Origin of the sequence: Ureibacillus chungkukjangi (assembly GCF_003217295.1) — a bacterium.
In the GTDB taxonomy this organism is placed as follows: Bacteria; Bacillota; Bacilli; order Bacillales_A; family Planococcaceae; genus Ureibacillus; species Ureibacillus chungkukjangi.
In genome coordinates, this window is sequence record NZ_QJTJ01000010.1 from 1 (window position 1) to 19572 (window position 19572).

Annotated in this window: 14 protein-coding genes and 2 rRNA genes; 10 read left to right on the top strand and 6 right to left on the bottom strand. The window is 37.5% G+C overall.

Annotation, left to right across the window (positions count from 1 at the left end):
* Together BJ095_RS09140 and rrf are read left to right on the top strand one after the other, a co-directional pair.
* Positions 1–94: ribosomal RNA gene (locus tag BJ095_RS09140) — 23S ribosomal RNA — on the top strand; the annotation flags it as partial.
* 117 nt (positions 95–211) lie between these two features.
* Positions 212–327 (top strand): 5S ribosomal RNA (gene rrf, locus BJ095_RS09145).
* A gap of 101 nt (positions 328–428) precedes the next feature.
* Here the strand turns inward: rrf and BJ095_RS09150 are convergent.
* The gene (locus BJ095_RS09150; RefSeq protein ID WP_107935212.1) at positions 429–1109 is read right to left on the bottom strand and encodes a LytR/AlgR family response regulator transcription factor; all 681 of its coding nucleotides are present in this window, start codon (positions 1107–1109) and stop codon (positions 429–431) included.
* 213 nt (positions 1110–1322) lie between these two features.
* Between BJ095_RS09150 and aceA the strand changes: the two genes are divergently transcribed.
* From aceA to BJ095_RS09165, 3 genes are all read left to right on the top strand, one after another.
* A complete protein-coding gene (gene aceA / locus BJ095_RS09155; protein ID WP_107935211.1) occupies positions 1323–2606 on the top strand; it encodes an isocitrate lyase in 1284 nt (427 codons plus the stop codon).
* A gap of 116 nt (positions 2607–2722) precedes the next feature.
* Positions 2723–4324: a malate synthase A gene (gene aceB / locus BJ095_RS09160; protein WP_107935210.1), complete on the top strand. Its 1602-nt coding sequence runs from the start codon at positions 2723–2725 to the stop codon at positions 4322–4324.
* A 208-nt stretch (positions 4325–4532) separates the two neighbouring features.
* The gene (locus BJ095_RS09165; protein WP_107935209.1) at positions 4533–5705 is read left to right on the top strand and encodes a pyridoxal-phosphate-dependent aminotransferase family protein; all 1173 of its coding nucleotides are present in this window, start codon (positions 4533–4535) and stop codon (positions 5703–5705) included.
* 62 nt (positions 5706–5767) lie between these two features.
* On the opposite strand, the gene BJ095_RS09170 is transcribed toward BJ095_RS09165, so the two are convergent.
* The 3 genes from BJ095_RS09170 to BJ095_RS09180 are packed head-to-tail and all read right to left on the bottom strand — an operon-like array spanning position 5768 to position 10529.
* Complete coding sequence (locus tag BJ095_RS09170) at positions 5768–7570, bottom strand: ABC transporter substrate-binding protein (RefSeq protein WP_107935208.1); 1803 nt, start codon at positions 7568–7570, stop codon at positions 5768–5770.
* Between the two features lie 24 nt (positions 7571–7594).
* On the bottom strand, positions 7595–9091 hold the full coding sequence (locus BJ095_RS09175; RefSeq protein ID WP_107935207.1) for an ABC transporter permease: 1497 nt from the start codon (positions 9089–9091) through the stop codon (positions 7595–7597).
* A gap of 1 nt (position 9092) precedes the next feature.
* Entirely contained in the window at positions 9093–10529 is a 1437-nt protein-coding gene (locus BJ095_RS09180) for an ABC transporter permease (protein ID WP_107935206.1), read from the bottom strand.
* Positions 10530–10673: 144 nt separating this feature from the next.
* On the opposite strand from BJ095_RS09180, the gene BJ095_RS19395 reads away from it, so the two are divergent.
* From BJ095_RS19395 to BJ095_RS09205, 5 genes are all read left to right on the top strand, one after another.
* Positions 10674–12419, top strand: a complete 1746-nt coding sequence (locus tag BJ095_RS19395) for an ABC transporter ATP-binding protein (RefSeq protein ID WP_107935205.1) — start codon at positions 10674–10676, stop codon at positions 12417–12419.
* Positions 12420–12569: 150 nt separating this feature from the next.
* Positions 12570–14318, top strand: coding sequence for an adenine deaminase (ade, locus tag BJ095_RS09190; protein ID WP_107935221.1), 1749 nt, complete (start codon positions 12570–12572; stop codon positions 14316–14318).
* Between the two features lie 114 nt (positions 14319–14432).
* Complete coding sequence (locus BJ095_RS09195; protein ID WP_107935204.1) at positions 14433–15146, top strand: glycosyltransferase family 2 protein; 714 nt, start codon at positions 14433–14435, stop codon at positions 15144–15146.
* 148 nt (positions 15147–15294) lie between these two features.
* The gene (locus BJ095_RS09200) at positions 15295–15690 is read left to right on the top strand and encodes a YkvA family protein (RefSeq protein WP_107935203.1); all 396 of its coding nucleotides are present in this window, start codon (positions 15295–15297) and stop codon (positions 15688–15690) included.
* A 48-nt stretch (positions 15691–15738) separates the two neighbouring features.
* Positions 15739–16992 carry a DUF5050 domain-containing protein gene (locus BJ095_RS09205; protein WP_107935202.1) on the top strand — a complete coding sequence of 418 codons (1254 nt, stop codon included), beginning with the start codon at positions 15739–15741 and terminating at the stop codon, positions 16990–16992.
* Positions 16993–17041: 49 nt separating this feature from the next.
* Here BJ095_RS09205 and BJ095_RS09210 read toward each other — a convergent pair whose 3' ends face one another.
* Together BJ095_RS09210 and argH are read right to left on the bottom strand one after the other, a co-directional pair.
* Entirely contained in the window at positions 17042–17980 is a 939-nt protein-coding gene (locus tag BJ095_RS09210; RefSeq protein WP_181418015.1) for an N-acetylglucosamine kinase, read from the bottom strand.
* Positions 17977–19494 carry an argininosuccinate lyase gene (gene argH / locus BJ095_RS09215; protein WP_107935200.1) on the bottom strand — a complete coding sequence of 506 codons (1518 nt, stop codon included), beginning with the start codon at positions 19492–19494 and terminating at the stop codon, positions 17977–17979. The genes BJ095_RS09210 and argH overlap by 4 nt, the downstream gene beginning before the upstream one ends.
* Between the last annotated feature and the right edge of the window lie 78 nt (positions 19495–19572).

A 19572-nucleotide genomic window follows, 5' to 3' on the forward strand; every position in this document is an offset into this window, starting at 1 on the left:
AGATCCCTCAAAGACGATGAGGTAGATAGGTTCGAGGTGGAAGTGTGGTGACACATGGAGCTGACGAATACTAATCGATCGAGGACTTAACCAAAATCTTGAATGCAATCAATGTCTTTATCCAGTTTTGAGAGAACAAAAAATATTATTTAAAAAAGCTTGCATTTAGCAATTTAAGTAGTATAATAAATCTTGTCTCAAATTAAATAAGTCTAGTGATGATGGCAAAGAGGTCACACCCGTTCCCATACCGAACACGGAAGTTAAGCTCTTTAGCGCCGATGGTAGTTGGGGGCTTCCCCCTGTGAGAGTAGGACGTCGCTAGGCAACTAAACCACTGAGTATTCAGTGGTTTTTTTATATAAAAAAAGCAATTTATATCAAAAGAAGAAGTTCTCACGTTTTTAGAGAACTTCTTTTTATATTTTTTAAAACTCTAAAAACTTTCTTAAATCGTTAATATAAGACTGGCTTATAGGAAGCTCTGAACCATTTTTAAGCTCGACAAAAAAATTTGAAGCTAAATCCTTTGAGATACGCTTTATGAAATAGATATTGATAATATAAGAACGATGAATACGTAAAAAATACTCGGGTAGCTTTAACTGGAGTTCCTTTAAGGTACAGTTAATTTTATACTGATCATCTGCAGCGTAAAACCAAGTACGTTTTTGTAGGCTCTCAATATGGGAAACTTGTTCAATTGGAACTGGTACCCAATCTTCGTCTTGCTTTCCAGTTAGAAACTTGTATTGCTCTTGTTTTTCAGGCACATAGGAGGAAGGGAAAATAACAACTAAAGCCGCTTCCTGATGTTCAATAATAATTGGATAACCAATGACATAGAAAGCTGTACCAAAAATTGTTTCATCTATAAGGATTGCGGTTTTATGACGATTCTCCAAAACCTGTGCAGCGGTACTTTTAGAATGTACCTCTTTACTAAGCTTAAGATGAAAGTGAGTAGTGCTTGGACTGTAATATACATAGGTATCACCTAATGCAATTACAATCGAAGCATCCTTTGGAATCCAATCCTCCAATATAACTTTATATTGCTCAAGCCCTTTAAATTCTTCTTTCATTTCTCGAATATTCCCCACTTCCATATTTAGAGCCCCCTTTTTGTGTTAAACAAAATCCAAATACTCATCACTATATTTTACCATTTCATCCTAAAATTCCAACGATTCGTCAGAAAATAATGAAAAATTAAATAGTCTGTTATATATTAATTTACAGCAAATACCTCTGTTATGGAACAGAAAAGAATTACTTTTTTAACAGTGAGTATTTAAACAAAGGGGAAGGTGTGAATATTCATGACGACAAGAAATGAAAAAATTGAGGCAATTAAAAAAGATTGGTCAGAGAATCCACGTTGGAAAGGTATTGAAAGAGCTTACACTGCTGAAGAGGTTGTTAAATTACAAGGTTCTATAGTAGTAGAGCAAACTTTAGCAAAACGTGGTGCTAGTCGTCTTTGGAAGTCATTACATGAGGAGGATTTCATTAATGCATTGGGGGCATTAACTGGAAATCAAGCAGTACAACAAGTAAAAGCAGGTTTAAAAGCTATCTACTTATCGGGGTGGCAAGTAGCAGCTGATGCAAACTTATCTGGTCAAATGTATCCTGACCAATCATTATATCCAGCGAACTCTGTACCACAGGTTGTAAAACGTATCAACCAAGCGCTACAACGTGCAGATCAAATCGACCATGCTGAAGGTCGCGAAGATGAATTTGATTGGTTTGCTCCAATCGTTGCGGATGCTGAAGCAGGGTTTGGCGGACCATTGAATGTATTCGAATTAGTAAAAGGAATGGTCGAAGCTGGTGCTGCAGGTGTTCACTTAGAGGACCAATTAGCGTCTGAGAAAAAATGTGGTCACTTAGGGGGTAAAGTATTACTTCCTACACAAAATGCCGTTCGTAACCTAGTTGCGGCTCGCTTAGCGGCTGATGTTATGGGTGTAGATACAATTTTAATCGCACGTACAGATGCTGATGCTGCTGATATGGTAACAAGTGATATCGATCCACGTGACGCTGAATTTATTACTGGTGAACGTACACCTGAAGGATTCTTCCGTACAAAAGCAGGTATTAAGCAAGCGATTGCACGCGGTTTAGCTTATGCGCCATATGCAGATTTAATCTGGTGTGAAACATCGAATCCATCAATTGAAGAAGCTCGTGAATTTGCTGAAGCTATCCATGCAAAATTCCCAGGGAAAATGTTAGCTTACAACTGCTCACCTTCATTTAACTGGAAAGCTAAACTTTCAGATAAAGAGATTGCAGAATTCCAACGTGAGATTGCGAAAATGGGGTATAAGTTCCAATTCGTAACTCTAGCTGGTTTCCACTCATTAAATAAATCAATGTTTGAGCTAGCTGTTGACTATAAAGATAACGGTATGGCTGCTTACTCTAAGCTACAACAAGCAGAGTTTGACTTAGAAGCGAAGGGCTATACAGCTACGAAACACCAACGTGAAGTAGGTACGGGTTACTTTGATGATGTTGCTCAAGCAATTTCTGGAGGTACATCTTCTACTACAGCAATGGCAGGTTCAACTGAAACAGCTCAATTCGTATAAAAACTAGAAAATGTACCTTGGCTAATACTATTAAATTATGTAGTGATTGATAATTTAACTGTCTTGGTCAAGGCAATAAGATAACTGCAATTTTATATAAGGTGGGGATAAGGAAAATGGAACAGGCTACATCACAAAGGCTTAAAATTGTTGGGGAACTAACAGAACAAGCAAAAGAAATATTAACGCCTGAAGCACTTGATTTTATTGTTTCTCTTCATGAGAAATTTAACGAACGCCGTAAAGAATTGCTTATTAAACGTGAGGAGCGCCAAAAGCGTCTAGATGGTGGAGAACAGCTTTATTTCTTACCAGAAACTGAGCAAATTCGTAAAGGTGATTGGACAATTGCACCACTTCCTAAGGATTTACAGGATCGTCGTGTAGAAATTACTGGACCAGCTGTGGATCGCAAAATGGTTATCAATGCATTAAACTCTGGTGCGAAAATGTTTATGGCATGCTTTGAAGATGCATCCACACCTACGTGGGAAAACATGATTGCAGGGCAAATTAATATGCGCGATTCAGTACAACGTACAATTACATTAACACAGGAGTCTAATGGAAAAACATATAAGTTAAACGAGGAAACCGCTGTACTTATTGTTCGTCCAAGAGGATTACATCTTCTGGAGAAAAATGTATTGGTGGACGGCGAAGTGATGTCAGGAAGCTTCTTCGATTTCGGCTTGTACTTCTTCCACAATGCAAAGGAAGCACTTGCTCGAAATACAGGGCCTTATTTCTATCTACCAAAGCTTGAAAGCCATTTAGAAGCACGTCTTTGGAATGATGTGTTTGTTTATGCACAAGATTACTTGGGCATTCCACAAGGGACTATTAAAGCAACGGTTCTAATCGAGACAATTGTTGCGGCATTTGAAATGGACGAAATTCTTTATGAATTACGTGAGCATTCAGCAGGCCTTAACTGTGGTCGTTGGGACTATATTTTCAGCTTTATAAAACGCCTTCGCAATCAGCCCAATGTAGTATTGCCAGACCGTGGTCAAGTAACAATGACAGTTCCGTTTATGAAAGCCTATACATCTCTATGTATTCAGACTTGCCATAAGCGTAATGCACCGGCAATGGGAGGAATGGCAGCCCAAATTCCTGTAAAAAATGACGAGGAAGCAAATAAACTTGCTTTTGCTAAAGTTGCAGAAGATAAACTTCGTGAAGCTACGGATGGTCATGATGGTACTTGGGTTGCTCACCCTGGTTTAGTATCTGTTGCGATGGAACAATTTGATGCTGTTATGAAAACACCGAACCAAATTGATAAAAAACGCGAGGATGTAAATGTATCTGAAAGTGATTTAGTCGCTGTTCCAGAGGGTACTATTACAGAAGAAGGTCTTCGTGTCAATGCAAGTGTAGGTGTTCAGTATATTGCATCATGGCTACGTGGAAATGGTGCTGCACCAATTAATAATTTAATGGAAGATGCAGCAACGGCCGAGATTTCCCGTACCCAAGTTTGGCAATGGATTCGACATGATAAAGGTGTACTCGAAGATGGACGTAAGGTTACATTAGAGTTAACCTTAGAAATTCTAAAAGAAGAGCTTGAAAAGATTAAAGCTGCTGTTGGGGAACAAGCATATAACACAGGTCGCTATGAAGAAGCGGCTGAGCTGTTTAAAACTTTAATCGAGAATGACGAGTTTGTTGAGTTTTTAACTCTACCAGGTTACGAAAAGATTAGCTAATTCATATTAGAGATAGTTGCCTCCAATCAATATTTCTAATTGAAACTGTTTCAAACAAGGGGATTTATATTTTTAGACATGGGGATGGGGTGTCTTACTAGCTGTGATGGGCTAGTAAGGCATTCTTTTTAATTTTTAGAAGGATTTTACCATCAACAAAAAGAATTGAATAAATAAGAAAATACATACGAAAAGGGGAATGTGTGTCATGAAAAATAAGGAATTGCTTTTAGTACCGGGACCTACACCTGTAGTCGATGAAATCTATGAATCTTTAGCTAGTGAAACAAGGGGACATACGGATCCGCGATTTGCTGCCATCTTCAAGTCGGCAATCAAGCAAACAAAGGAATTGCTACAAACGGATGGGGAAGTGTTTATAGTGGCTGGCTCGGGCACATTAGCAATGGAAATGGCGATTGTAAACACAGTGGGTAAAGGGGAAAAATTACTGGTTATTAGCCACGGCTATTTTGGTGACCGATTCACTCCACTTGCTGAAGCATTTGGTATTGAAGTTGATGTTTTACAAGCTAAATGGGGAAAGCAAGTTGACCCATTACTTGTTCAAGAACAAATAGCTACGAATAATTATAAAGCTGTTACAATTACTCATGCAGATACATCCACAGGGGTTATATCCGATTTAGATGCACTTATTCCGATTATTAAGCAAGCTGGTGCACTGGTTATTTTAGACGGAGTAGTAGCAACTGCAGCGCTTGATGAGAACATGAGCAAAACTTATGGGCATCCGGATTATAAAATTGATGTAGTATTAACTGGCTCGCAAAAGGCAATTGGAATACCACCGGGTTTGGCTATAGTTGCTTTTAACCAAACTGCTCTTAATACACGAGAAGCTCTAGGCACTATTCCAGCGTATTATAGTGACATTAAAAATTGGATACCAATTATGCAAGATCCATCTAAATATTTTGCAACACCACCAGTAAATCTAATCTATGCCTATAATACTGCGTTGAAAATCGTATTAGATGAAGGGATTAAACAGCGGGAGCAGCGTCATATTGCTTTTGGTCGTGGAATTCGCTCAGCTCTTCGCTCCTTTGGAATGGAATCTTTAGCAACAGAGGAAGTAGCAGCACCAACCTTAAGCTGCATGTTATATCCAGAAGGCATTGATGACTCTTCCTTCCGAGCACGTCTTTCACATAAAGGTGTGATTGTAGCAGGAGCGTTGGCACATCTAACAGGAAATGCTTTCCGTATTGGCCATATGGGGAATACAACTGCAGAAATGCTAGAGAGTGCAATCCGCCATATTGGAGAAGTACTGCTGGAATTAGGATTAGAAGTAAATCCAGAGGCTGCTATAGTAGCATTTAGAGAAGAATTATCACAAAGTGTTTCAAATTAAACTAAAAAGTAAAGCTCTAGTATGCCTTTGCATACTAGAGCTTTTGCTATGTGTAAGTGGAATTATTTACCTTCGTTATAAGCGTTTAAGAATTCTGTTACTTTATCGCGATTTGCTTCTAGCTTTAATCCTGTATCAACTAATGGAGTTACAGTTGATACAGCAGGACGTTTATATCCTTGGTAGTAAGTAATAAATTCTTCTTGATTGATAGAGTAAAGAACAGCTTTACGAAGATCGGCAGAGTTTGAAACTTCGCGACCTTTAGTGTTGAATTGTAAGTAAGTCACGGCATTACTTTCTGCTTCATTTAGAGCCAGGTTTGTATCGGATTTCACGATATCAAGCTTTGTTTCAGGTACTGTTTGTAATACATGAATTTCGCCATTACGTAATGCAGATAATGCACTGTCGTTATCATCGATAAAACGTACAGAAATATTTGTGATTTTTGGCTCATACTCGGTGCCTATACGGTAAGCTGGATTTTTCACAAAAGTTGCTTCGTAGTCATTTTTTTGTACTAAGATGTATGGACCACTTGCATATAAGTGATTGTTGTATGAACTACCTTCTGTCACAGTTGCTTGGTCACCATAAGCAACATCTGTATTTGGATCATAGCTTGCTACATCGAATGTGTTAATGCTTGTTACTTGTTTTTCAGAAACAATACCACCTGATTGGTGTGCTAAGTAGTTTAACACTTGTGGGAATGGGTTTGGTGTTGTAATTTTCACAACTTGGTATTTTCCTGCAGCATTATCAACTTGATCTTCTGATTCTACAACTTCAGTTACAGCCTGAGGTAATTCTTTTGATAAAGCATCTAAAACAGTTTCTTCTGTTCCTGCAACTTTAGCATTTTCTAATTCTGCTAAATCAGTTACAACTTCTACAGTATCAATATTCTCATGGATACTATATGTGCGGTGATCAGGAACCGAGCTTTCATCCTTTGCACGATTTAAAGAGAAAACTACATCTTCAGCAGAAACTAGTTCACCAGTATCAACTGCAGCACCATTTTCTACTTTTGCAAAGTTAATATCATCACGTAAGATGAAGTAATATTCAGAGTTACCTTCTGCAATAACATGGTTATATGATAATGAACCATCTGAAACTACTTGGTCGTCATCTGTTAGATTTACTAAACGAACATACATATTAGTATTTAATGTATTGATAGAACCGTCATTTCCTTTGATTGGATCAAGAGAAGTTAATGATGCAATAGCTTGGTGTAATACTAAAGTTTCACTAGCGTTTAAAGATTCGTCATTAAATGAAATAGCTTCCCAAACTTGAGCACGAGATTTTGGAAGTAAAACTGTTTCAGGGTTTACCTCTGCAGAGTAGATACCCTGTGCTTTTTTCGAAATATAAAGTGGAGCAATATAAGCTTGGTCAAATACTAAAAGCTGCTCAAGCTCAGCATAGGCATCTTTTGCTTCATCACCAGTTAAGGTGCTTGCTTTGTCGATTAACGCATCTAAATTGGAGTCACTAACAACACTGTAATCTCCACCAGTTTTAAATAATCCACGAACAGCATAGTCAGGATTCCCTGTTACTGTCGTCCAGCTTGATAAAGCAACATCGTAGTTACCTGCATCTTTTTGAGCTGAGAATGAACCGTAATCCGGTTGAATGTTTAACACTACTTCAAAACCGTTTTTAGTTAGTTGATCGCGTAAAATGTTTAAATCATTTTCACCTGCAGCGGTACCTAAAATTTCAATTGTTGGTTTTTCACCAGTAGATGTGTCGGCATTACCGCCGCCTTCAACATCTGATTTCTTTTGTACACAGCCTGCAAGTGCTAGGACTGCAACAAATAATAGAGCTAATAGCTTTTTCATAATATTCCTCCTAAATTTAGTGTTTTAGTTTGTTTTAGGGTCAAAGGCATCTCGTAATCCATCTCCAAAGAAGTTAAATGAAAGTACAAGTAGCATAATACATAAACCTGGGAAAATAGCTAAATATGAATGTGTTTCAAGATACGTACTACCGATTTTTAAAATATTCCCCCATTCAGGAATATGCGGTTCAACACCTAGTCCAAGGAAGCTTAAACTACTTGTTGAAATAACAGCACCACCGATTGTTAAGGTTGCTTTTACAATCATAGGGGCTAGAGAATTTGGTACGATATGCTTAAAAATAATTGTACTGTCGGAAGCACCTAATGCTCTAGCCGATTCTACAAATTCATAATTGGAAATTTGCATTACGGTTGCACGCATTGTGCGAGCATAAGTAGGAATTGAACCTACGCTTAATGCAATGATTAAATTGACGGTATTGGCACCGAATGCAGCAATAATTGCAATGGCCAGTAAAATACCAGGAATTGCATATAAAATATCCAGTAAACGCATGATGATGTTATCTGTCTTTTTGCCGTAATAACCAGTAATTGCCCCGAGAGTTCCACCGATAATAGCGGGAATAATCGTTGAGAAAAACCCAACAATTAGTGAAATCTGGGCACCAAATACGATTCTTGAAAACAAATCGCGACCGAAGTCATCTGTTCCAAGAGGATACTCAAGCGTTGGTGTTTGTAAGATTGCTGAATAATTATTTTGTGTTGCAAAGTCATAATCGAATGTCCAAGGACTAATAACTGACAATGAAAACATAAAAATGATAAAAAACATACCGAATACGGCCATTGAATTACGTAGGATTTTACTCCACATCTTTTGCCATTTCTCTATAGAAGAAGCATCTTTTTGTCTTGCCTTTTTGATAAGCCCATATCCTAGTAATAAAGAAAATAGATTACCAGTTAAAACCGGTAGTAATAGTATCAGACCGATTGGTAGCATCCATTTTGGTGCTGAAGCTTGAGTAACATATTTGGAGACTAAAATAATCATTACTGCAAAAATTATTGCTAGTAAAACAAAAGCCCCCATAACTAGTAAAAAGCTATCGATGACATAAGGTTTAAATAGATTAAATCCTGAAACACCAATTATGAAAAGCTGAGTTAAAAATGCATAGGTAGCAAATGTATATTCAGGTGTTTTATTTTTTGTAACTAAAGAAAACCCGAAGCTACTAGCAAAAATGTTCCCAACGAGTACAGTTAAAATCAAAGGATAGCCAAGAATTCGAGTCCGTATATGAATATTCCCGTGATTTGCTAGATCTCTTTTAATAGATTTTGAGATAAGCCAAACATAAAGTGTTGTTAGTAAATACACAACAAAGAACACTAAAACGATCGGTCGAACAGCTTGGGTATTGAAATTATAACTGTAAAGTAAAAAAAGTAATGAAAAAATAGCAGAAAAGGATAATGTGAAATGAGCATTTCCATATTCCTGTGTTATTTTCAAAAGAAGCTTAAGGTTTGATATGACTTTCACATTATCCCTCCTTTTTCATTTTTGAGCGGATTCGCGGATCAAAGAATGCATAAGTAATATCAATAACTAAGTTAACAATAGAAATAGTAATAGCTATATATACAACTCCACCTAATATTGCAGGAATATCCGGGATAAACTGTTTATCTACGATATAGCTTCCAATTCCACTGATATTAAACACCTTCTCTGTGACAGAAGCGCCACCTAACATTCCACCAAATAGAAGTCCAATCACAGTAATAATTGGAATCATGGCATTTCGAATAGCGTGCTTAGAAATTACTTTTCTTTCATTTAATCCTTTTGCTTTTGCGGTAATAATATAATCCTCATTGATAACCTCCAGCATTGATGAACGGGTCATTCTTGCAATAGAGGCACATAAGGTAGTTCCTAAAACAACTACTGGTAAAACAAGAGATAACCAGTTTTGCGGATTATAGGTTGCAGGAAACCAGCTTAGTTCAAGAGAGAACGTTAAAATAAATATTAACCCCTGCCAAAAGCTAGGGATTGAAAGTCCGATTAATGCCACAATCATAAATGTATAATCTAAAAATGAATTTGGACGAATGGCAGAGAGTATCCCTACAGGAATTGCAATAATCACAGCCATTACTAGTGATAGAATGGCAATTTGAAGTGTTACCGGAAATTTATTAGCGATACTAGCCATGATGTCTTCCTTCCCTGCAAAGGAAGTTCCTAAATCAAAGGTAAATAACCCCGATAGGGATTGCCATAGTTGGGCTAAATAAGGTTGGTCTAAGCCGTAAAGACGGTTAAAGTTTTCGATTTGCTCAGATGTAGCTTCGATTCCAAGAATATTACGTGCCGGATCCAACGGTGAAATATAAAGGATGGTAAATACTAATGTCGCTACACCTAAGATGACAAACAGTGTTTGAAGTACACGTTCAAATATAAATTGAACAAATGGATTACTGTATAGAAGTAATAATACATACATCAATACGCCCGGGATTACTGAAATCAATAAAAAATTGCGACTATTTAATAGCTGCTTAAAGTAGCTCTGATACGTATATTTCTCTAATCCTTGTGCAGCTACTTGCCTTTCTATTTCTTTTTGCAGCTTCTCTTGAACAAGTAAATCTGCTTTTTTGTTTAATTGTTCAGCAGTTAAAGTTTCATGGAAAAAGGTAGCTTTTGTGTTTTCTTGTTCTAAAAACTGTTTTCTCCATGAGCCAAGTAGACCTTTTGAAACAAGTTGTTCTTCGCAGCTCTTATATGCATTGCCATATTGATTTTGCCCTTTACCAAAATAAAATGTTAGGACGGTCACAATATGAACTGGTAGACCAAGAATAAATAAAAGAATTTTATAAAATTTACCTCGGTTTGTTACCTTCAGATAAGAGCTACTAAAAATTGAGGATATTTTAGGTTTATAAATATTTATGCTTTGAGTCATCGATTGCCTCCTTTCTTACATAAATATCTTCATCTTGTAATAAGTTCCTCTCTATATTAAACTATTCCTAGTGGTATAGTAAAGTATGGAGATGTATATGTCAATATAACCAGTAAATTACTTTTTTTATAAAGGAAGGTACGCATGAATAATAGATTATTAGAGGTGAAGGACCTTCAAGTCTCTTTTATAGGGGATGAAAAAGAGTTTGAGGCAGTGAAGGGGATAAGCTTTCATGTTGAAAAAGGCGAGACATTAGGGATTGTTGGAGAGTCAGGTAGTGGTAAAAGCGTAACCGCTAGATCGATTATGCGCTTGCTGCCATCCCCACCTAGTTTTTTGAAATCGGGGGAAATTAATTTCCAAGGGAAGAACTTAGTTGAGCAATCAGAAAAGGAAATGGAATCAGTACGCGGTCAGCATATTAGTATGATTTTTCAAGATCCAATGACTTCTTTAAATCCTACAATTCGAATAGGTGAACAAATTGCTGAAAGCTTGAAAAAGCATCAACAAGTATCAAAGGGTGAAGCTTACAGGAAAACTATTGAATTGTTAGAGCAAGTAGGAATTAAAAATAGCGAGAAACGATATTCACAATACCCGCATGAATTTTCTGGTGGAATGCGTCAGAGAGCAATGATTGCCATGGCACTGGCGTGTAATCCATCCCTCCTTATAGCGGACGAACCAACAACAGCCTTAGATGTAACAATTCAAGCACAAATCTTATCCTTAATGAAAAGCATGCAAGAGAAATTGGGAACTTCTATTATTTTAATCACCCATGATTTGGGTGTAGTAGCAGGTATGTGTGATCGTGTCATAGTCATGAAGGAAGGGGAAATTGTTGAAGAAGGAACCACAGATGAGATTTTCAACAATCCCAAGCATGACTATACAAAAAGGCTTTTAAATGCCTTACCAAAGCTACATGAAAAAAAGACGCCCAAAAAAGCGCCGTTATTAAGTGCAAACCTAGATTTATCTAAGCCACTTCTTGAAATTAAGTCGTTAAAGAAGCATTTTGATATTGGACATGGGGATATTTTAAAGGCAGTAGATGATTTATCATTCGAAATTTACCCTGGAGAAACGCTTGGCTTAGTAGGTGAGTCGGGATCTGGTAAATCTACTACAGGACGTACGATTTTACAGTTACATGAGCCCACTGATGGGGATGTCCTTTATAAGGGGATTCCTATCACACGTCTTTCTAAAAAACAGTTAAAAACAATGAGAAGACATATGCAAATCATTTTCCAGGATCCTTATTCCTCTTTGAATCCTCGTAAAAAAGTTTTAGATATTGTTGGCGAAGCATTAGATTTGCATGGTCTTGCCAAGAATAAAGAGGAACGTAGATCACGAGTAGAGGAATTACTAGAATTAGTAGGTCTAAATAAAGAGCATGCAAGTCGCTATCCACATGAGTTTTCAGGTGGGCAACGTCAACGTATTGGCATTGCGAGAGCATTAGCAGTTGACCCGGAATTTATCGTTTGCGATGAGCCATTATCTGCCTTAGATGTATCCATTCAAAAACAAATTGTGGATTTACTAAAGGATTTACAGCATCGACTTGGATTGACTTATTTATTCATTGCTCATGATTTGTCTATGGTAAAGCATATAAGTGATAGAGTAGCAGTGATGTACGGTGGAAAGATTGTAGAGCTTGCGGAAAGTGAGGAATTATACTCAAACCCTCAGCATCCTTACACCAAAGCTCTTTTAAAATCTATTCCAATTCCGGACCCAGCTATCGAAAGAATGAAGACTCAAATGCGAGACAAGGAATTGATTGCAGCTAAATACGATGTTGAAAGCTCAGTTCTAAAAGAAGTGTCACCAAACCACTGGGTAGCTGTGTCAGTAAGTGAACTTTAAAATTTACCGAACTCTTTGAACTCATAAAGTTCAAAGAGTTTTTTTTATATCAGTAGTTATAATAAGAAATTTTAGAAAATATAGTATATGATAGGTGAAAATAAAAATAGATTGATAGGGAAGGGGCTGTGAAACTTGAAGAAAGAAGCAATGACAAAATCTATTAATATCTCTCAAAAGAGAATGGAAGCAGACTTTATTTTAAAAAATGCCTATGTGGCTGATGTTTTTTCTTTATGCTGGAGGAAAGCGAACATCGTTGTTGCTGATGGGAAAATAATAGCTCTCGATGAGAAGGGTGAATTTACAGCAAAAATCGAAGAGGATGCAAATGGACGATATGTGATACCAGGGTTAATCGATGCACATATTCACATTGAATCTTCTATGGTACCTCCATCCCAGTTTAGTCAAATCCTTTTACCCCATGGTATTACTTCAGTTATTACAGACCCACATGAGATTGTGAATGTTTCAGGTCGAAAAGGCATGCAATATATGCTAGACGATGCTAAAAATGTAGAAATGGATATTTACTTTATGCTGCCATCAAGTGTGCCTTGTACTTCGTTTGAGCATTCAGGGGCAGTGATGAAGGCAAAGGACCTAGCACCATTTCTTCAATATGAAGAAGTTTTAGGGCTTGCTGAAGTAATGGACTTTCCAGCAGTATTAGGCTCAGATTCTGACATGCTAGATAAGCTAACACTTGTTCAACAAGCGAATAAGCTGATTGATGGCCATGGTGCAGGACTTAATAAGGATCAGCTTCGTGGCTATCGAGCGGCTGGAATTAGAACAGATCATGAATGTATAACGGCAGAAGAGGCCCGTGAACGTGTTAAACAAGGTATGTATGTGTTTATAAGAGAAGGTTCAGCTGCAAAGAACTTAGTTGATTTGTTACCCGCTGTAACTCCAGCTAATGCTCGTCGGTTTACCTTCTGTACCGATGATAAACATCTAGATGAAATTATGAAGGAAGGCACTATTAACTTTGCTATCTCCCTTGCTATAAAAAATGGAATGAATCCATTACAGGCGATTCAACTGGCGACTTTAAATGCAGCTGAATGCTATCGTCTATATGACAAAGGGGCGATTGCAGAGGGCTATACGGCAGATTTTGTCATGCTAGAGGATCTACAGAAGATGACAATTGCATCTGTTTGGAAAGATGGACAAAAGGTTGCGCAAGATGGCGAGGTGCTACATGAGGCAAAGGGTATAGCGACCATCGATGAAGCAATTTTAAATTCTGTTCATATCCCAAATTTAACTAAAGCTGACTTAGCTATTCGATTTAAGGCAGGAAATCTGGCAAATGTAGTAGGCATTATGCCAAACCAAATTACGACCCAGCATCTCGAAAAAGAAGTGGATATTGAAGCGGGCTTCTTTGTGCCCTCTGTTGAAAAGGATTTGTTAAAAATAGCAGTGGTTGAACGTCACCATTCACTTGGAACAATCGGTTTAGGAATTGTTCATGGCTTTGGATTAAAACAAGGAGCGGTAGCAACAACTGTTGCACATGACTCACACAATGCCATAGTTGTTGGAACAAATGATGAGGATATGCTCTGTGCTTTAAATGCTCTTCAAGAAATGCAAGGGGGACTTGTTGTAGTGAAGGATGGTGCTGTAATTGGAGAACTTGCTTTACCAATCGCAGGACTTATGACAACCCTTGACGCAGCAACAGCCGTCAAAAAAATTGAAGAAACACATACTGCACTTCATGAAATTCACCCTGATCTTTACTTCCATTTCTTCCTAACGCTTTCGTTTTTAAGCTTACCTGTAATACCAGAGCTAAAATTAACGGATACGGGCTTATTTAATGTGAAAACTTTCGAGCACATTCCCGTAGAAGTAACTGAAAATAAAGTCCTGGGATAAACTTCTCTGTTCTATAGGCAGCAAAGCTTATAGGACAGCTTCATGTATTTTACCATTGAACTAAGAAATGAAAACACATAAAATCTAATGAAAGATAGGTTGAGGAGAAAAAATGTGGTTCGTATAACAGTCATTATACCTGCTTTAAATCCACTACCATCACTGATCGGCTTTATAAAAGAGCTGATTTCCTTAGAAATTGAATCGATTATTATTGTTAATGACGGAAGTGATGGAAAGTATCAAGCGATTTTCCTAGAACTAGAGAAGTTAGAGAAATGTATTGTTATAGAGCATGACAAGAATTTGGGAAAAGGACGGGCATTAAAGACAGGGTTTCGCTATATTTTAAGGAAGCTGCCTAAGGTTCAATCTGTGATTACGGTTGGGGCACATGGACAGCATCAGCTTCGAGATGTAGAACAGCTCATACATAATGCACATCTATTTTCTAATGGAATTATATTAGGCGTACGAAACTTTCATTCAAATAAGGTATCCTTAAAAACTAGGCTTGGAAATCATGCTACTTCCTTACTATTTGCACTTTTATTTCATAAACGATTACTTGACACGCAAACGGGCTTACGGTGTATTCCGAGAAAAGAGCTCCATTGGCTAATGAAGGTACCAGGAGAATCTTATAGTTATGATTCCAATATGCTTATCGATGCTATTAAAAGAAATATCCCCATCTATGAAATTCCAATAGGACATATGGGCTTAAAAAAGAACTCCCTTATCCATTATGATGAAATAACCAATACACAAAAACTAATCGAACAAATGATTACTATCTATACGAAAAGGCGCAAGATTCATAAGTAAGCTGAAACTTTTACTTTTTAAATTTCGTATTGTAAAAAGGAAAAGGATTTCTTTTATAGAATAACCTTTATATGTAGTACTTTTTTGATTAATTGGTAATGATAGTATGGAGCATATATTTGTTTATGGGATTAGAGGAGGAAGTCATATGAATGAGAACTTACACTTAGAAACAACAATCAGAGGGAAAGAAAAGCATTATTCTCCTGATAAATTCCTAAATAAGGTGAAAAAATACGGCATAAATATGGGATTTAAAGCATTATACAGTGTGGCCATTTTATACTGTGCTTTAAAAAGCCCGGATTTACCAAAGGAACATAAACTAATGATTGTTGGGGTATTAGGTTACTTTATTTTGCCAATCGATTTGATTGCAGATATGCTGCCAGCTGTAGGCTTGGCTGATGATATCGTGATTATCACAAAGGCGATTTCAGTCATTTATTCATCTATTACGGATGAAATGAAGGAAGAAGCACATGAAGTGTTAAAGAAAATATTTGGAGACAAATATCACCCTTCTATTGAATACGAAATTTAAATCTATTTATAACATTGAAGTCCAGAAATCATGTAGAGGTGATGTACGTTGTTAAAACGAATAACTTTTCTCGTCATAGCTATTGTACTTGCGAAGCCGATATATGATTTCGGCTCACAATGGCTAGGGGCGGCACAACAGTTCCTCAAGAACAATGAAGTAACTATCCAAGATGCAACATCGGATGTATTATCGACAGTCAACTCCGCAAAGGATAACATTGTAAGTACTGCAGCAGATACATTGGTTACGATGGATGTCGATTTACCAGATAGTGTTCAAACCTTAGAGGAACTAGAGGATTCCTTTTACTATTATCTAAGTAGATGGGAAACGAATTTTGAAATCCATTATGTAGGTAGTACATCTGATATTGAAAACCTTATTCAAACGGCAGTCAGTCAAGCTGCAAGCAGGGATCATTATATACTTGGTCATCTAGCAGATCGTAAGATTGAATATGAGTATAACAGTTTTGATGCGAAAATCAGGGTCAATCAAACCTATTTAACGAATTTGGCACAAGAGCAAATTGTGAATGAAAAAGTGGCAGGTATTCTTGCTACTGTCTCGCCAGATGAAATGACCGATTTTCAGAAGGTGAAGTTCGTCAACGATTATATTGTAAAATCGACTGCCTATAGTACAGAAACAACAGCAAGTGCCCATAGCGCCTATGCTGTACTACAAGAGCATAAAGGAGTTTGTCAGGGCTATGCTTTGTTAGCATTAAAGATGCTTCAGGGCTTGGGTGTTGAAACTCAGTATGTTGTTGGGGAAGTTTATACGGGTGGACATGCATGGAATTTAGTAAAGGTGGATGGGAAGTGGTATCATCTCGATACTACTTGGAATGATCCAACACCAGACCGTCAAAATGTTGTTCGTTATGAATATTTTTTAATTGATGATGCAAAAATAGGACTTGATCATACTTGGATTCAAGCGGATTATCCGGAAGCATCTAATTCGAATTTTGATTTTATGGCACAAATTGACCATGCCTATGAACAGGATGGCTTGATTTACTATAGTAATGTAGATGACAATAATATTTTATATCGAATGGATGTAAGTACGGGTGATTCAACACGTCTAACAGATAGCCGTGCGCAATTTATCGTTGGATTTGGGGATTGGTTATACTTTAGTAATTACTCCAATGGTGCATATCTATCGAAAATCCGGACAGACGGAACTGACGAGTCCATCTTATACCATGATGAAGTGAACAACTTATTTGTAGAGGATGGCTATCTATATTTCTCTACTGATGATGGATTAAAGAAAATGGAATTATAAACTAAAAAGAAGCCGTCTCTTATGATTTGAGGCGGCTTCCTTTTCATTATTATTGTAAGAGTGCGTACTGTGCCCTTTTCACAATGCTTTCAATAGGATTTTCATCACATAATGAGAGGGAAATGTGATGGAAATCTTCGCGAATTAACTGCTGTAAACTATTTAAAATCAATGGATGATACTTTAAAATCCCGCCATTTAAGAAAACCTTGAAGGGCTCCCCCTTATAGCGAAGCTTATTAAGTGAAGCTTTAACTAACAAAAAGAGCTCTTTGGCAGCTAACTCAGCAATTGAGATGGCCTTTTCATCATTAAGGGAAACGGCCTCCTGTAAAACAGTACTCAAACTAGCTGTTTGAGCATTCGTATAATCCGCTTGATATAGCCAGGTCATAAGCTGGTCAATAGAATCAATCTGAAGCTTTTCAAATACAAGCTTTTTCAGTATGGTTGGTGCTTCTAGCTTATCCTCTGCTCTAAAAATAGCTTTTAAGATTTGGCGTCCAATCCAATAGCCGCTGCCTTCATCGCCTGCGCGGTGTCCCCAGCCTCCTGTACGAACCACATTTCCATTCCCGTCTGTCGCCAATGCAATTGATCCTGTCCCGGAGATTAATAATACTCCTGGCTGATGCCCTACTAAACCAAGAAGGGCTGCTTGAACATCATTCTCAAGTATTGCTTTGTTTATATTAAAATGGGTACTATTCAAGGCTTGTTGTACAATATGAGTTAAAGCTTCAAAATCAGATTGAGTATCGATACCAGCCATAGCGAAAATCGCTACATCTATCGTTTCAAGCTTGGTCGCAAAATTTGCCTTTTGGAGTAAATCACTTAGCACTTCAATCACAGCATTAGCACCAATTGTTTGATAATTAGAGCCAGCTGCCGTTGCTTCAAAAAGGCGCTCTCCACCTGAAGTTTGTATTCCTAAAGTTGTTTTTGTTGCTCCGCCATCTACTGCTAGAATGATTGATTCTTTCATTTTTTCGTCCATCCTTCAAGAAATTTTTGAAGCTGCTCCTCACTGCTATCGATTATTTCATTTTTCCCTTTTAACCATTGTACTAATAATGGTGTAACTTGTTCAGATTGTTCGAGAGATTTAAGCATTGTTTCGGGTGAAGGTCCACCTTTAAGAGAACGTACCTTAACAAAATACTCGGGCTTTAAGGCGTTATAAAAATGCTCACTTGTAATTTTTAATGGTTTTCCAGTTACCTCAAGTGACTTCTCATTTGCTAGCTCCCACGTTAGGCTCTCGAGTGATTCCTTTTTAGCTTCTAGGAGCGATTTGATGCAGCTGCTAACGATTTGATGCGATTGTCTAAATGAAATGCTTTCTGAACGAACTAGGGTATCTGCGAGCTCTGTGACATTTGCAAAGCTGTTCTTTGCCCGTGTTAAAAGCTTCTCTTTGTTTACCTCCATCGTGACAACGAGACTTCCGAAGAGTCTATAAATACCACTTAATTTCTCCATTGCTCGCCATATATAAGGCTGCATATCGTCCTCGGTATCAACAATATCTCCAAAAGGTGTATTATGAATCATCTGTAAAACTGTTGAAGCATCCCCTATAACTGAAGATAAGATAGAACGTGTATGCTCAATTGAAACTGGATTACGTTTTTGTGGCATGATTGAACTGATCTGGACATAAGGGCTGGCTAAACGGAAAGCATCAAATTCCTGTGTTGCCCATTGCAGAAAATCCTGTGATGTACGACCTAGATTTAATGCAGCGAGCTGTATAACGCTGGCAGCTTCTGCGATATAGTCAGCACCTGCAACGGCATCCCAGGCATTCTCAATCACGCCATCAAATGCAAGTAGCTCCTGCATACGTGCACGATTAATCTTAAAGCCTGTCGTTGTTAATGCTGCGGCGCCCATACTACTTTGGTTAATCGTTTCAAAGGCGGCTTGCATTCTCTTAAAATCTCTAGTCAGTTGATCAATGACTGCTTTTAAATAATGGGCAAAGGTTGTTGGTTGTGCCTGCTGTGTGTGGGTATAGCCGATTATAATCGTATCGCTATGTTCTTTGGCAAAGGCAATGAGTGAGGAACGCAATTGTAGTAACTCTCCCATTAGGGAAAGTAATTTTTTTCGTATAGTCATGCGGTAGATGGCAATACCCATATCATTTCGACTGCGACCAATGTGTAAATTACCTGCAACATCGCCTGCTAGTTCGATGAGTTTGTCTTCAATACGGAAAAATAAATCTTCAAATTGTGGAGTATAATCCTGTTGCTTAAAATAGTTTAAATCTAACTTTGCAATCGCTTGACCAATTTGCTTTGCTTCTTTTTCAGTTACGATCTTTTGCTCTTCCAGCATTTTTAAATGAGCGATATGGATATGAAGCATGGATGTTAAAAAATTCACTTTTGCTTCATCATAGGCAGGTTGTAGCACAAGCTCACGGTAGGTATTAGAAGGGAAATGGTTTCCCTCTTGGTCAATTATTCGGTCTTTATAATTCTGAAACATAAAAACACGCCTTTCGCAAAAATTCCATAGATTTTTTGCTTTACTCTATTTAAAAGTAACAAAAGGTCGATTCAACTG